The 13,380-nt window shown below is 38.3% G+C and carries 14 protein-coding genes; 7 read left to right on the top strand and 7 right to left on the bottom strand.

Translation table 11 applies throughout. The features are described 5' to 3' along the window. Window positions 1-17 precede the first annotated feature (17 nt). Both LC454_RS24690 and LC454_RS24685 read right to left on the bottom strand, forming a co-directional pair. Window positions 18-536, bottom strand: a complete 519-nt coding sequence (locus tag LC454_RS24690; RefSeq protein WP_223585113.1) for a hypothetical protein — start codon at window positions 534-536, stop codon at window positions 18-20. 176 nt (window positions 537-712) lie between these two features. Continuing rightward, window positions 713-1,120, bottom strand: a complete 408-nt coding sequence (locus LC454_RS24685) for an EthD family reductase (RefSeq protein ID WP_223585112.1) — start codon at window positions 1,118-1,120, stop codon at window positions 713-715. Window positions 1,121-1,458: 338 nt separating this feature from the next. On the opposite strand from LC454_RS24685, the gene LC454_RS24680 reads away from it, so the two are divergent. Next, the gene (locus LC454_RS24680; RefSeq protein ID WP_223585111.1) at window positions 1,459-2,943 is read left to right on the top strand and encodes an alpha-L-fucosidase; all 1,485 of its coding nucleotides are present in this window, start codon (window positions 1,459-1,461) and stop codon (window positions 2,941-2,943) included. A gap of 141 nt (window positions 2,944-3,084) precedes the next feature. Here the strand turns inward: LC454_RS24680 and LC454_RS24675 are convergent, their stop codons facing one another. After that, window positions 3,085-4,146, bottom strand: coding sequence for an alpha-L-fucosidase (locus tag LC454_RS24675; RefSeq protein ID WP_223585110.1), 1,062 nt, complete (start codon window positions 4,144-4,146; stop codon window positions 3,085-3,087). Between the two features lie 214 nt (window positions 4,147-4,360). Here LC454_RS24675 and LC454_RS24670 point away from each other — a divergent pair, with 214 nt between their 5' ends. Beyond that, window positions 4,361-4,858, top strand: coding sequence for a DinB family protein (locus tag LC454_RS24670; RefSeq protein WP_223585109.1), 498 nt, complete (start codon window positions 4,361-4,363; stop codon window positions 4,856-4,858). 17 nt (window positions 4,859-4,875) lie between these two features. After that, a complete protein-coding gene (locus LC454_RS24665; RefSeq protein ID WP_223585108.1) occupies window positions 4,876-5,595 on the top strand; it encodes a DNA alkylation repair protein in 720 nt (239 codons plus the stop codon). Window positions 5,596-5,918: 323 nt separating this feature from the next. Here the strand turns inward: LC454_RS24665 and LC454_RS24660 are convergent, their stop codons facing one another. After that, the gene (locus LC454_RS24660; protein ID WP_223585107.1) at window positions 5,919-7,412 is read right to left on the bottom strand and encodes a succinate CoA transferase; all 1,494 of its coding nucleotides are present in this window, start codon (window positions 7,410-7,412) and stop codon (window positions 5,919-5,921) included. Window positions 7,413-7,846: 434 nt separating this feature from the next. Here LC454_RS24660 and LC454_RS24655 point away from each other — a divergent pair, with 434 nt between their 5' ends. Together LC454_RS24655 and LC454_RS24650 are read left to right on the top strand one after the other, a co-directional pair. Beyond that, on the top strand, window positions 7,847-8,680 hold the full coding sequence (locus LC454_RS24655; RefSeq protein ID WP_223585106.1) for an AraC family transcriptional regulator: 834 nt from the start codon (window positions 7,847-7,849) through the stop codon (window positions 8,678-8,680). Window positions 8,681-8,719: 39 nt separating this feature from the next. Next, window positions 8,720-9,571: a DUF1080 domain-containing protein gene (locus LC454_RS24650; RefSeq protein WP_223585105.1), complete on the top strand. Its 852-nt coding sequence runs from the start codon at window positions 8,720-8,722 to the stop codon at window positions 9,569-9,571. A gap of 144 nt (window positions 9,572-9,715) precedes the next feature. Here the strand turns inward: LC454_RS24650 and rpsT are convergent, their stop codons facing one another. Beyond that, entirely contained in the window at window positions 9,716-9,970 is a 255-nt protein-coding gene (gene rpsT, locus LC454_RS24645) for a 30S ribosomal protein S20 (RefSeq protein ID WP_046671646.1), read from the bottom strand. Between the two features lie 113 nt (window positions 9,971-10,083). Here rpsT and LC454_RS24640 point away from each other — a divergent pair, with 113 nt between their 5' ends. Together LC454_RS24640 and sucD are read left to right on the top strand one after the other, a co-directional pair. Then, window positions 10,084-10,617 carry an RNA methyltransferase gene (locus tag LC454_RS24640; protein WP_223585104.1) on the top strand — a complete coding sequence of 178 codons (534 nt, stop codon included), beginning with the start codon at window positions 10,084-10,086 and terminating at the stop codon, window positions 10,615-10,617. A 90-nt stretch (window positions 10,618-10,707) separates the two neighbouring features. After that, on the top strand, window positions 10,708-11,580 hold the full coding sequence (gene sucD, locus LC454_RS24635; RefSeq protein WP_077438675.1) for a succinate--CoA ligase subunit alpha: 873 nt from the start codon (window positions 10,708-10,710) through the stop codon (window positions 11,578-11,580). A gap of 88 nt (window positions 11,581-11,668) precedes the next feature. On the opposite strand, the gene LC454_RS24630 is transcribed toward sucD, so the two are convergent. Beyond that, window positions 11,669-12,172, bottom strand: coding sequence for a DinB family protein (locus tag LC454_RS24630; RefSeq protein ID WP_223585103.1), 504 nt, complete (start codon window positions 12,170-12,172; stop codon window positions 11,669-11,671). Between the two features lie 9 nt (window positions 12,173-12,181). Further along, entirely contained in the window at window positions 12,182-13,069 is an 888-nt protein-coding gene (locus tag LC454_RS24625) for a DUF4886 domain-containing protein (RefSeq protein ID WP_223585102.1), read from the bottom strand. Between the last annotated feature and the right edge of the window lie 311 nt (window positions 13,070-13,380).

The raw sequence follows: 13,380 nt of genomic DNA, 5'->3' as shown, positions 1-13,380 counted from the left end.
TTACCCTGTTAAAAATGCTACTTTTTAATCTTTTTTAAGGCATCTAGGTATTTTTTCTTTACCCCATTATCTTCCTCCAGCTCACAAAGAAGCTCCACTTCGGGGATTAGAAAATCATTTTGATCGGTTTTTAGCTTGATAATTTCGGCCAAGGCATAGGCTGTAGCCCAACGGACAACGGTCCCACTATGACGGGTATTGTCCAATAAATTAAGAATTGTTTGTTTCAATTGATCTGGGAAAAGCTTTGCAATATTCCCAACTATTTTGGCGCTTTCCCATTTTATTCTCGGCTCACTGCCCTTTAACACATTTGTCAGGTATTCCAACAGTGTGCTATCACTGATAGCCGGGTTCTTTTTAGTCGCATATTCAATAGCTTCTAGACAGGTCGCTTTATCAACAGCCTTTTGTTTATCTGCATATTCTAATAACAATTGGAGAGAAAGGTCGCCATTGAGTAATCTAGCTCCAAGAATAGCGACCCTTCCTTTTAATTTTATCGATTTGCCTTGAAAAAATTTTTCTATTTCCATCTGTAGATAAATTAGCTTATTATTTTAAGAGAGCTACATAAAATCCTGCAGAAAATAAAGATAAAAATAAAAGTCGTTTGCTTCTCACAAACGACTTTCTTCAAGTTATATTTTTAAATAAATAGCTATTATTTCATTTTAAAATAACGGTACATATTAGATAGGACGATTAGTAGTTATTCAACTACTTCATTAATCTGGACTTCGGGTTTGACATTGGTATATTTTGGAAAATCCTCTGCAAACTTTGCTCCATTCTCTTTCATCGGACCTTCATAATCCGCTACCGAGTCAAAATACAAATGACAAATAGCCAAATATGCTGGTTCACCCTGTGATCCTTTCCCAGAAAGCCCTTTGTCAATCGCGACACCTTTTAATTTTTTTCCAAAGACTTGTTTCACCAAGGCCATATGTTTATCGAGATAATAATTCCAGTCAAATGTTTTTCCAGCCTCATTAGGATAAAAGACAGTCAATTTGATCATCCCTTTTTTCTGAAAAGGTGGATCTGCCTTCACACCATTTTGGAATCCGAACAGCATGGTGATCATGACAAGAAGTAAAATGATTTTTGTTTTCATGTTTGTTTGAAATTAAGTTTATCTTGGTTGCATTATATTATTATCTACTATAAATATACTGATCAAGCAGTTAGGTCTGGTTATATTTTTTCATTTTACCTATTCTCCCTAACACCATTTCTATAATTTGCATAAATCTGAAGCTTGGATAATGATTCCATATTTTTAGTATCTTACTCTCTTATTGACGGTTGAAGACTCAAAATGCCACTTAAAAAAATGAGAAAAGAAAATTGTTATTCAATTTTCACTTTTTCAGGGACAAGCTCGACTGAATACGATGATCTGAAAAAGAATAGACCTAAGTTTGAAGAAATTAAATGTACACTAAATAAATTATGAACAAAACAATATTTTTCATTGCGCTATGTTTTGGTCTAGCCACCCTAAGTCACGCACAGGTACAACAACCCGGGAGCAAACCGAATCAAGCCCAAAAAGAAATGATCAAGCGTGGCTATGGCATGTTTATGCATTTTGGCGTCAACACGTTTACCGATATGGAGTGGTCTGATGGAAGCATTCCGGTAGAAAAATATAACCCAACACAGCTCGATCCGGATCAATGGGTGCGAACGGCTCGGGATGCTGGATTCCGTTATGTCCTATTGATTACAAAACATCATGACGGTTTCTGTCTCTGGGATAGTCAGTATACAGACTATGATGTTGCTGCCTCACCTGTGAAAACAGATGTGGTCAAAGCTGTATCCGATGCCTGTAAAAAATATGGCCTGGATTTCGCGATTTATTATTCCCTATGGGATCGTAAAGAACCATCTTACAAAGACAAGGATCCCCAAAAGTATATTGATTATATGAAAAACCAGTTGACAGAACTCTTTACCAAATATGGTAAAATTAGTGAACTATGGTTGGATGGGGGCTGGGATCGTCAACCTGATAATTGGGGGCTGGACCAACTTTTTAAGCTAGTCAAATCCTATAGTCCCAACTGCGCCATCAGTGTTAACCATACGATCGTTAAAAAAGAAGGTGAGCGAAATGCTGCCTTACCATCAACTATGACCGAGGATAATAAATACTATTTTCATTATTTTCCATCTGATTTCCGTCTTTGGGATCCTAAGCTGATCACCCGCTATGATAAAAAACAATATCTACATAAAGGTCAGTCCTATTACCTTCCCTATGAGCACACCATCTGCCTGAGCAGCCGTTGGAACTGGTTTCAGAAATCGACAGAGTTACCAATCAGATCTCTTGACGAACTGGAAGAACTGTTCTACTGGAGTACCGACAATGACAACTGCCTAGTCGTCAATGTCCCTCCTGATCAAACGGGTCGTATCCGCGAATATGAAGCGAATGCTGTTATTGAATTAGGAAAACGACTGGGAATAAAAAAAGGACACCCCTTGCCTAAAAACGGTCTGTTTGTTTCGGCAAAAGCACCTGTTACCGCAAGCTCAACCGCACAGGATACACAAGTGAACTACGCCGTTTCAAATATTACTGATGGAAGCCTAGATAGCCGCTGGATGGCCAGCGATACAATAGCAACAGTTGACATTCAATTGGATCCTAAGAAAAAATTTAACAAAATCAGCATCTTTGAATATCAGGACACCAAAAATCTAGGGGATGGGTTTTCCAATATCAGAATCAATAGAATTCAGGAGTATAAAATACAGGTCTTTAATAGCGGCAACTGGGAGACAATTTATTTGGGTGCTGAATCTATGGGCGATTGTAAGGTCATCCGGTTACCGAGAGCATATCAAACAGAAAAGCTACGATTGAATATCACAAAAGCAAGCGGCTTACCGTCCATTTATGAGATTAATGTTATTGACAAATAATGGAGTAGTCAACTAACTTATTGTGATGTATTCAAATAAGGAAAATGACATTATTTTCGATAATTAAGATTGGAAGGGCGCAATAAAAAAGAATCAGATTCGCGATGAGTCTGGTTCTTTCTAATACAATTTGTTAATCGTTTATTTTGCTTGACCTTTTCGCTCTGCCGCCGCTTTCAGCAATATTTCTTTACTTATCGCAGGAACCTCACCATTTCCGTCTGGACCTATATTCAACAATAAATTTCCGCCCTGTGTATTAATCTCCACCAACTTTTTGTTTACTTCCTCCGGGCTCTTCCAGGCACTGTCCGATCGTTTGAATCCCCATGAGTTATTCAAGGTATAACAAGCCTCCCAATCATAATCTACTTTCGCACTGATGTGCTCTTGCTCTGGTGTACCAAAATCACGTTTGAATTGCTCACGTTTGGCTACACGATTATTGATAATGAGAGATGGCTTTAACTCACGTAAATATTGGTAGAGTTCCTGTCCAGCGGCCATATCCCACCAATTAACCCAATCACCATCAAACCAGAGCATATCGGTATCGTACTTGACAATCAATTCTTTCAACTGATTTTTCATATACTGTATATAAACAGCCCTCTGATCTGGTTTCATCGCGACCTGTCCCCATTTGTCCCAACCGTTTTTTCCATCGCTATTACGATATTGTGAATCGTGGTGCCAGTCTATAATACTATAATAAGTACCAAATCGGATTCCTTTTTTCTTACAGGCAGTAGCCAATTCCTGTATGAGATCCCGCCCCTTCATTGGTGTTGAAGCAATATCATAATCTGTATATTTTGAATCCCATAGGCAAAACCCTTCATGGTGTTTGGTCGTAACTACCAGATATTGCATGCCTGCATCTTTGGCTAACTGGACGATTTGATCCGCATTAAAATGCGACGGGTTCCAGCTATGGATCAACTGGGCATATTCTTCCTTGGGAATATCTGCCCCTGCCTGAATCCATTCGGCGTAGCCTTCAATTGACTTTCCCTTATAGTCTCCACCAAGCTGGCTATAAAGTCCAAAATGGATAAACATTCCATATTTGGCTTCTCTAAACCATTGCATATGTTTATCAAAGTCTGCTTTGGATTGGTTTAAATAATTGATTTGAGCTTGTACCTTACTATTAAACAGCAAAGCAATAAGAGCGAGTGCAAGACCTGTTAATTTTTTCATTATTTCGTAATTTATAATTGGTTACACGAATTGTCAAAGCAAATATAAGGCTAGCGGGTTTCCCTTTTTAACCAAAGAAAACACCTGATCAATTCACGAATAATAATCAGTATGAAGTATTCCATACTTTATCTAAATATCGCAAATCTGTTTGGAAAGATTTATATTTACGTAAAAAGTTTTAAAAGATTTACAAAACTATAAACCAATAATTATGAGCTTAAAAACATTAATCACCAAAAGCGTACAGTACAACAACTGGGTAGTCAACAAGTATCTGGATTGGTTAGGTACCAAGTCAGATGAGCAACTCAATCAAGAAGTCCCATCGAGCTTTCCGACGATCTTAAAAACATTGAACCATATATGGCAGACGCAGGAGTATTGGTGGAGTCATATTTCAGAACGTAATGACTTTGATTTCGAAAAAACATTCAGTAATAAAGAGGATATTTTCAAGGCCATCAAAGACAGTTCGCAGAAACTCCAGGACTATGTAGAAGGTCTATCGGAACAGGATCTAGAAAAAAATGTAAAGGTCGAATCGCCTTGGTTCCAGTGTGATTTTTCAAAATATGAATATATTCAGCATTTGATTATCCATGGGACCTACCACCGTGGGCAGATCGTCACCATGGGCCGGAATATCGGTATAACAGATGCTCCGATGACGGATTATAATTTTTGGAATATCTATAAAGATCAAAAATAATAAATCAGATCGTGCAAATGGAAAAAATGACCAGTAAGGTTCGTGTAAGAGAAATCCTAGAGCAGGCCAAGCAAAGTTGGGAACAGCAAGGGCAGGATGCTCTCCTTGTAGTCATATATGAAGGTTTATTGAAAAAGAAGGTTAGCTTTCCTCTTTTGGAATTCGCAGCAAAGGAAATGGCATTATGGATACCCGAGGATGAACAACTGTACGTTATGGATATACTGGTCGCAACCAAAGAAATGGGAAGTTATGTATTAGCGGGTATGATGCTACAACTGCGCCTACCTTTATATCTTGAAGAGTCGATCCAAAGAGCATGCGCTTATATTGTAGGCGGAGACCAATGGTATGTCTGCGATATCGTAGGTGAGCGTGTACTTGGTCATGCCCTCCTTACCTATCCAGAAAAAACAATCCCTTTATTGAAACACTTGGCCCAATATTCCGACAAATGGATTGTGCGTACGATCGGTGTTGCGACACATTATGCGGTAAAGAAAGACCTCTCACCAAAATTTGCAGAAACTATGTTCAGGCTTTTACTTTCGCTATCTGATGCAACGGATTCCCATATTAAAAAGGGAATAGGCTGGGGTGCCAAAACCATCGCTAAATTCCATCCGGCAATCATAGAACGCTACCGAAAACAGATTGACTTACGAGAGACCAAGCAATGGTTCCGGACGAAAATTACCATCGGTCTCAATCGGAACAAAGTAGCAAAGTCATTATAGATAGCGCCTAAAAAGTCCATAAATAGACAAAAAAATGCAAATACCGTAAAGATCTGCTACGGTTATATTTGAAAAAGCATGCAAAAGATGGGATGGCCTGGTCTTCCTCACAACTACACCGCTATTGAAAATTGAAGATTTAAAACGAGACAGTGAGCAGAATAATGATTTTATTAGTAATACTGTTGGAAAACTAAAACAGAATCCCAAGGAGTAGAATATTTGAAATGCATCTGGGAGGATATGTACCAAATTATAAAAGAATAGGGCTAACTGAATCCTCAGTAGCCCTATTCTTTTATAACATGCAGCAATATGTGCGGCTAGTCTTTCTTCATGGTTCCTTTTTCTCTTAAGTTGATATGCCAACTGAATGCTTCCTCCAATAAATGTGGCGTATGCCCTCCCCTTTCACAGGCTCGATTGTAATAATCCAATAGTTGCGCTTTGAAGTCAGGGTGTACACAATTTTCAATAATAACTTTTGCACGCTCTCTCGGCGCCAAACCACGTAAATCGGCCAAACCATAATCTGTCACCAAAATATCAACATCATGCTCTGTATGATCCACATGGGACACCATTGGAACGATATGGGAAATAACATCGCCCTTAGAGGCCGCTTGCGTGACGAAGATACTTAAGTAAGCATTTCGCGCGAAATCTCCTGATCCACCAATGCCATTCATAATATTGGTACCCGAAGTATGCGTGGAATTTACATTTCCATAGATATCAAATTCAATTGCTGTATTGATCGCAATAATGCCCAAACGCTTGATTAAGCCCGGTGTATTGGAAATATTTTGAGGACGTAGTACAATCTTGTCGCGGTATTTGTCCAAATGATCAAATACGCGTGAATAACATTCCTCTGATACGGTAATGGAAGAAGCTGACGCAAAATCCAGCTTACCGGCATCGATTAAATCAAAGGTACTATCTTGCAATACCTCAGAAAACATCGTTAAATTATGGAATTTACTATGTATAAAGCCTGTAAGTACTGCATTGGCTACTTTTCCGATCCCAGCCTGCAATGGCATCAAACTTTCGGATAAATGTCCCAATTCAACTTCATTTTCAAAAAACGCCAATATATGTTTCGCTATTGCTGTTGTTTTAGCGTCTGGCTCAGCAATATCTGCTGGACTGTCAAGCTCATTGGTAAATACGATACCCACGATCTTGCTGGGATCCAATGGAATTGTTTTTCTACCGATTTTATTTTCGGGCGCTACAATAGGAATTACATTTCGACGTGGATAATCTTCTGCCTGATAAATATCATGTATCCCTTTAATCGTGGTTGGTATAGCGGTATTGACTTCCAAAATAACCTGTTTAGCCAATGCGGCAAAAGTAGCTGAGTTACCAACCGAAGTCGTTGGAACGATACTACCATCGGATTCGATCGCGGCAACCTCCAAAACGGCAATATCGACCTGTGGCAAATTTTTATTGTGTAACAGCTCTGCAGTCTCACTTAAATGCTGATCTATAAAAAGAACATCTCCAGCATTGATCTTATTGCGAAGGGTACGATCCACTTGAAAAGGCATGCGTTTGGATAGCGCTCCGGCTTCTGCCAGTTTTCCGTCTGTACCATGACCTAAGGAAGCTCCTGTAATCAACGTTATTTTCAAAGGATCTTCTTTGGCTCTCTCCGCTAAAGCCGGTAATACCACTTTACTATCGCCTGCCTTGGTGAAACCACTTGATCCGACAACCATGCCATCCTGAAATAATTTAGCAGCTTCGGCAGCTGTAATAACTTTATCGTGTAAGCTCTGAATTTTTATTCTTTCGTAAGCCATATCCTTATAATTTTATATTGTATGCTATTCATGTAAACTTAAGAAATTGAAACCTATTTATATCCGCTATTTTAAAAGATATTAAACGTCAGTGAACATTTCTTAAACAAACAATTTTAACGTTTTTTTAGACAGTGAATTTATTACCATTCGACACAAAATTATTCAATGGAGACGAAACAACCATAACACACTACTGTTCAGTGAAATAAATAAAAATATATTTCCAGTTATTTTTATAAAAACAGAAATAGAATTCATATCAACCTAGTTTTCAGTTCCTTAAAAATAATAAATCAAAAACCAAGTAAGTAAATACTAACTCGCCATTGATTTAATTGCAATTTTATTGTAAGCATACACTCACTTTAATAGCAACAAGGTCAGGTCTAGTAAAAAAGTCTTACCTTTGCAGCGTAGTTTTATAGGAAAAAATGAACATAAAAGATACAACGAGCGATTCAAAATATGTCAACCGCTACTATATGACGGAGGTTGATTCATTTCAAGATAGCATCTATTGCCATCACGCCATCATAGCTGAAAATCATATCACTGAGCATTGTCATGAAAAGGATCAATTTTTATATACAGAGGGGGGAGTCGTCTTTATAAAAACAGATGAAAAATCATATTTTCTGCCGGCCCGACATTATCTATGGATTCCCGCTGGTGTCAAACATAGTATTCATCCAAGTACTCCTGAGGTAGTGATGCGTAATCTCTATTTTCCAAAAACGAATAACGATACCTCATTTTACGGCAAAATGGGCATCTACCCAGTAAACGATCTACTGATTGAATTGATCATGTTTACCAATCGTTGGAATGGCAATATATTCCCTGTTGAAGAACCTAAATATAGCTTAGCTACGGCATTTAAACTTATTCTCCCTGAATTATCGCTACACGAACTTCCCTTGGCACTGCCTTATCCAAGCCATCCCAAATTAAAAGATATCGTTACTTATCTGGAAGAGAATATCGAAGAAAATGTAAGCTTCAAAAAACTTGCAAGCCTCTTTAATATCAGCGAACGTACATTGGCGAGACTCTTTCAGAAGGAATTGAATATGTCATTTATCCAATACTATACCATCCTGAGAATGTTGACTGCGCTCAAGTTGTTATTGGATGAAAAACTAAGTGTCAATGAAGTAGCTTTGAAAGTTGGATATAACAGCTTACCCACATTTAGTAATACATTCAATAAAGTCGTAGGTATTCGTCCCAGTGAGTATGTCAAACAAAAAGAATTGCTTATTTAAAAATGTTTCCCTAATTTAGGTCAATAAACCTAATTCAGGATGAAATTCAAACATATTATCTATGGTGCTGGAATTTTATTACTCAGTACTTCCGTATTTGGCAATTCTCAAGACAAAAAACCCAAACCCATTCAATTATTCAATGGGAAAGATTTAAAAAACTGGACCCCTAAAATCCGAAACCACAAGGTTGGAGATAACTATAAAAACACATTCCGTGTTGAAGATGGTTTATTGAAAGTCCGATATGATGGCTATGATAACTTCAATTTTCAATACGGCCATTTATTCTTTAATAAAGAATTCTCAGCTTATTTATTACGTGTAACCTATCGTTTTGTAGGCGAACAAGCACCGGGCGGCGAAGGTTGGGCTTGGCGCAATAGTGGTGCTATGCTACACGGACAAGATCCGAAAACAATGGGTGTAGATCAAGATTTTCCGATATCAATCGAAGGACAACTTTTAGGCGGCAATGGTAAGGACGAACGTACAACGAGTAATCTCTGTACACCGGGAACAAATGTTGTCATCGATAACAAACTATTTACCCCACACTGCATCAGCTCCACATCCAAAACCTATGCTGGAGACCGATGGGTAACAGCGGATTTTCTGGTATTGGGAGATTCACTTGTACAACATATCCTTGAAGACAAAGTGGTGATGCAATACACCAAACCTCAAATCGGTGGTGGCAATGTAACAGCCTTTGATCCTGCAGTAAAAAAAGATGGACAACTATTAAAGAAAGGAAGCATTTCGTTGCAGAGTGAGAGTCATCCAATCGACTTCAAAAAAGTAGAGCTATATGATTTGGAACCTTATATGAAAGATCCCAATAAGTTGAAAAAAGTCATTGCGGAGTTATTGCCCAATTTAAAGCAATAGTTTATCGCTAATAACATAAAATAAAAAAAGCATCAGTATTGATGCTTTTTTTATTACTATTCGCTTGGAAAGAGAAATCCAAAGTATATAACATAAAGAAAAGGGATACAGCGAGCTGTACCCCTCAATATCTATACAGAAAGCTTACGCTAAACCGTTAACGAATTTAGTTAACTTAGATTTGTTGTTAGAAGCTTTTTTCTTGTGGATCACATTTTTCTTTGCCAAACGATCAAGCATAGAAATTACGCGTGGTAACAATGTTTTTGCTTCTTCTGCAGAAGTTGTATGACGTAATTTTTTGATTGCGTTACGCGTTGTTTTTGCTTGGTAACGGTTTCTTAAACGTTTAGTAGCGTTTGCTCTAATTCTTTTGATCGCTGATTTATGATTTGCCATTTTTTTTAGCTAATTTTTATTCAATTTTTTCTTGTAATTCGGACTGCAAAAATAACACCTTATTTTCAATATTCAAAATCTATTTTGTTTTTTAGGTTTAGTATATTTGCGACATGCAAAAATTATCGATGGATGAACTTCAACGTACAGATGTTGAATCGTTTAAAAAACAAGAAAAAACGCCTATCGCAATCGTTTTGGACAATGTTCGTAGTATGCACAATGTCGGCTCGGCCTTCCGCACCGCAGACGGATTTGCTATTGAAAAAATATATTTATGTGGCATTACTGGCACTCCTCCACACCGAGAAATCGAAAAAACTGCTTTAGGTGCTACACAATCCGTGTCTTGGGAATACCATAAAAATACAACTGACGTCGTAGATCAGCTAAAAGCAGAAGGTTATACCATCATCGCCGTTGAACAAGCAGATGATAGTGTCATGTTACATCAATTTGAGCCAAAGTCGGATAAAAAGTATGCATTAATTTTTGGAAATGAGGTCAATGGAGTTGATGAAGAAGTCATGGAAAAAATCGATACTTGTATCGAAATCCCCCAATATGGTACCAAGCACTCACTTAACGTATCTGTCGCAATTGGCATTATCCTTTGGGATTTTATCCAAAAACGCAATCTGAACTAAAAATTTATCAATAAAGGTCATATTCCTATCTACATTGCTTCCATTTTAGAAAGCAAAATAGTAGATTTGTGTGCAAAATTTAAAGAAGAAATGAGTGTATTAGTTAATAAAGATTCAAAAGTAATCGTTCAAGGTTTCACTGGAAACGAAGGTACTTACCATGCGACTCAAATGATTGAGTACGGAACAAATGTAGTTGGTGGTGTGACTCCTGGTAAAGGTGGTCAACAACACTTAGACCGTCCTGTATTCAACACTGTTCAAGATGCAGTAGACGCTACAGGAGCTAATGTTTCTATTATCTTTGTACCTCCAGCATTTGCTGCAGATGCAATCATGGAAGCTGCCGCTGCGGGTATCGAAGTGATTGTCTGTATTACTGAGGGTATCCCTACAAAAGACATGATCCAAGTAAAATCTTACTTAAGCGACAAGAAATCTCGTTTGATCGGTCCTAACTGCCCTGGTATCATCACTGCAGGTGAAGCTAAGATCGGTATTATGCCAGGATTTATCTTCAAAAAAGGTAACGTAGGTGTAGTTTCTAAATCAGGAACTTTAACTTACGAAGCGGTAGATCAAACTGTAAAAGCTGGATTAGGAATCACGACAGCTATCGGAATCGGTGGTGACCCTATCATCGGTACAACAACTAAAGAAGCTGTTGAATTATTAATGAACGACCCAGAAACTGAAGCGATCATCATGATTGGTGAGATCGGTGGTGGAATGGAAGCTGAAGCTGCACGTTGGATCAAAGAACACGGCACTAAACCTGTTGTTGGATTTATCGCTGGTCAAACAGCGCCTCCAGGACGTCGTATGGGCCACGCTGGTGCAATTGTTGGTGGTGCTGATGATACTGCTGCTGCAAAAATGAAAATCATGCGTGAGTGTGGTATTCGTGTAGTTGAATCTCCAGCTGAAATCGGAAAAGCAATCGCTGAAGAATTGGCTAAATAATTAGACAATTCAACATATAAAAATAAAGGGGATCAAATTGATCCCCTTTATTTTTATATCTATTTTTCTATACCATATCCAAATGATACTACATACTGGGCATCGGTTCATCCGCCGAAGGCCCATATAAACCCGGTACTGGAATACCGAGTAACCGTAAATATACAGTCAACTGTCCACGATGGTGAACGATATGGTTATTAACAATAAAACGTATAGCGCCAGCGCGTGGTAAACGTGCTATTTCATAGTCTCCAGCTTTCAATACCCAGTCTTTAAACCAGTCTTCCTCAGCTATATCTTCTATGGCAGCTTTATTCTTTTCCAATCCTTCAGAAAGCGTCAATTTAAGCTCTTCTACTGAAGATACTTTGAGTGGATGATAATCTACCTTAAAATCAAATGTATCTTTTGGTATCGCTTTAAACACCCAACTATGTAACTCCACAACATGGGCTGCAAGCTCTCCTAGAGTCATCGATTTTTCATGCGGACGCCAATCCAATTTTTCATCTGGTATCCGATCCAAAATACGTTTGGTATTTTTTGTTTCATGATCCAATTCGATCAAATAGCTTTTTTTGATACTCATATAAATATATTATTTCATTAATTGAAAATCCTTCAATACAGTAGCCCTATAAGGAGATTCCACCGCTTGATGTGCAGCCGCCCGTGCTATCTGCCCTTCAATATAAGTTACTTTAAGTGGCAAAAACGTATTATTGACAACATTTTCTTTAAACAGTGCCTCGTACCAGGTACATGCGGCTATAAAACGTCCATAATCCAAATTAAGATGATAGCCATCCCGTGTGAATTTATCGCCTAAATAGCTTGATCGTGCATTTTGTATAGCTGTTCCCGAAGGTACCAATACATTAAAATTCCCCCAATTAAAGACTTTCTGAGAGGTATTTACGATAGCCGTATACATTGCACTCTGATTACGATTATACCGGACAAAGCCTTCATGCGATGAACCATTCTGATAGGCCCAGGTTTGATGTAATATATATTTCGTTTCTGGATACTTTACATGTTTTGTGACATACTCATATATAAGTGGTAGATCCTTTGCATAGGAATCATAATCTCCCGACAAAGGGCTTGCTTGCTGGAAACTAATATAATCCCAAGCTTCATCTACCAAAGCCGTAGAAAGCCTTTCATTTGCCCGCTCTGACATCCGACCGTCGAGATTGATCTTCCGGTAGCGATAAGCTGGTTTATCTTCTTTCGCATTGCTTACATGTAGGCTTAATGGTGCCCCACCAATGTAAAGGTTACCGATGACGATCTTTTTCTTCCCTGCTTTGGCTAATTCATACAGATTCTGCTCGATTGCATCTTCCGAAAAGCTATTCCCAATCGCCAATATGCGCAAAACGCCATCATCCAATGTTTGGCCCTGTGCATTCAAACTATTGCTGATAAAGAAAAATACAAGTAAAATACTGAGTAAGGATATCTGTTTAGCTTTCATCATATATACATTGCTGTAATGACTAAATTAGCTAATATCTCGTAGAATTGCTAATCGTATAAGAGGAAAACAGTAAAACTTGTAGACCAATACCGATTTTATTGGATCTACTGTAGCATCGATGTGTGGTCCATTGAAAAGTAGATTATAGAAACTTAAGGGCCGGCACCATTGCTCTCTGGAATCCTTTGGGAAGTATGTAAAAGCAAGAAGCCCTTGACTGTTTCCAGCAAGGGCTTCTGTGTAAAAAAAGGCACCGACCTACTCTCCCACCTGTTACGGCAATACCATCGGCTCTGGCGGGCTTGACTGCT

Source organism: Sphingobacterium sp. GVS05A, from assembly GCF_019969845.1.
GTDB lineage: Bacteria > Bacteroidota > Bacteroidia > Sphingobacteriales > Sphingobacteriaceae > Sphingobacterium.
This window is presented reverse-complemented; position numbering and strand designations above follow the sequence as displayed.

Excerpts from the sequence above, each read along its gene's own strand:
- LC454_RS24690 (WP_223585113.1), bottom strand. The coding sequence starts at position 536 with ATGGAAATAGAAAAATTTTTTCAAGGCAAATCGATAAAATTAAAAGGA.
- LC454_RS24685 (WP_223585112.1), bottom strand. The coding sequence starts at position 1,120 with ATGAAAACAAAAATCATTTTACTTCTTGTCATGATCACCATGCTGTTC.
- LC454_RS24680 (WP_223585111.1), top strand. The coding sequence starts at position 1,459 with ATGAACAAAACAATATTTTTCATTGCGCTATGTTTTGGTCTAGCCACC.
- LC454_RS24675 (WP_223585110.1), bottom strand. The coding sequence starts at position 4,146 with ATGAAAAAATTAACAGGTCTTGCACTCGCTCTTATTGCTTTGCTGTTT.
- LC454_RS24670 (WP_223585109.1), top strand. The coding sequence starts at position 4,361 with ATGAGCTTAAAAACATTAATCACCAAAAGCGTACAGTACAACAACTGG.
- LC454_RS24665 (WP_223585108.1), top strand. The coding sequence starts at position 4,876 with ATGGAAAAAATGACCAGTAAGGTTCGTGTAAGAGAAATCCTAGAGCAG.
- LC454_RS24660 (WP_223585107.1), bottom strand. The coding sequence starts at position 7,412 with ATGGCTTACGAAAGAATAAAAATTCAGAGCTTACACGATAAAGTTATT.
- LC454_RS24655 (WP_223585106.1), top strand. The coding sequence starts at position 7,847 with ATGAACATAAAAGATACAACGAGCGATTCAAAATATGTCAACCGCTAC.
- LC454_RS24650 (WP_223585105.1), top strand. The coding sequence starts at position 8,720 with ATGAAATTCAAACATATTATCTATGGTGCTGGAATTTTATTACTCAGT.
- rpsT (WP_046671646.1), bottom strand. The coding sequence starts at position 9,970 with ATGGCAAATCATAAATCAGCGATCAAAAGAATTAGAGCAAACGCTACT.
- LC454_RS24640 (WP_223585104.1), top strand. The coding sequence starts at position 10,084 with ATGCAAAAATTATCGATGGATGAACTTCAACGTACAGATGTTGAATCG.
- sucD (WP_077438675.1), top strand. The coding sequence starts at position 10,708 with ATGAGTGTATTAGTTAATAAAGATTCAAAAGTAATCGTTCAAGGTTTC.
- LC454_RS24630 (WP_223585103.1), bottom strand. The coding sequence starts at position 12,172 with ATGAGTATCAAAAAAAGCTATTTGATCGAATTGGATCATGAAACAAAA.
- LC454_RS24625 (WP_223585102.1), bottom strand. The coding sequence starts at position 13,069 with ATGATGAAAGCTAAACAGATATCCTTACTCAGTATTTTACTTGTATTT.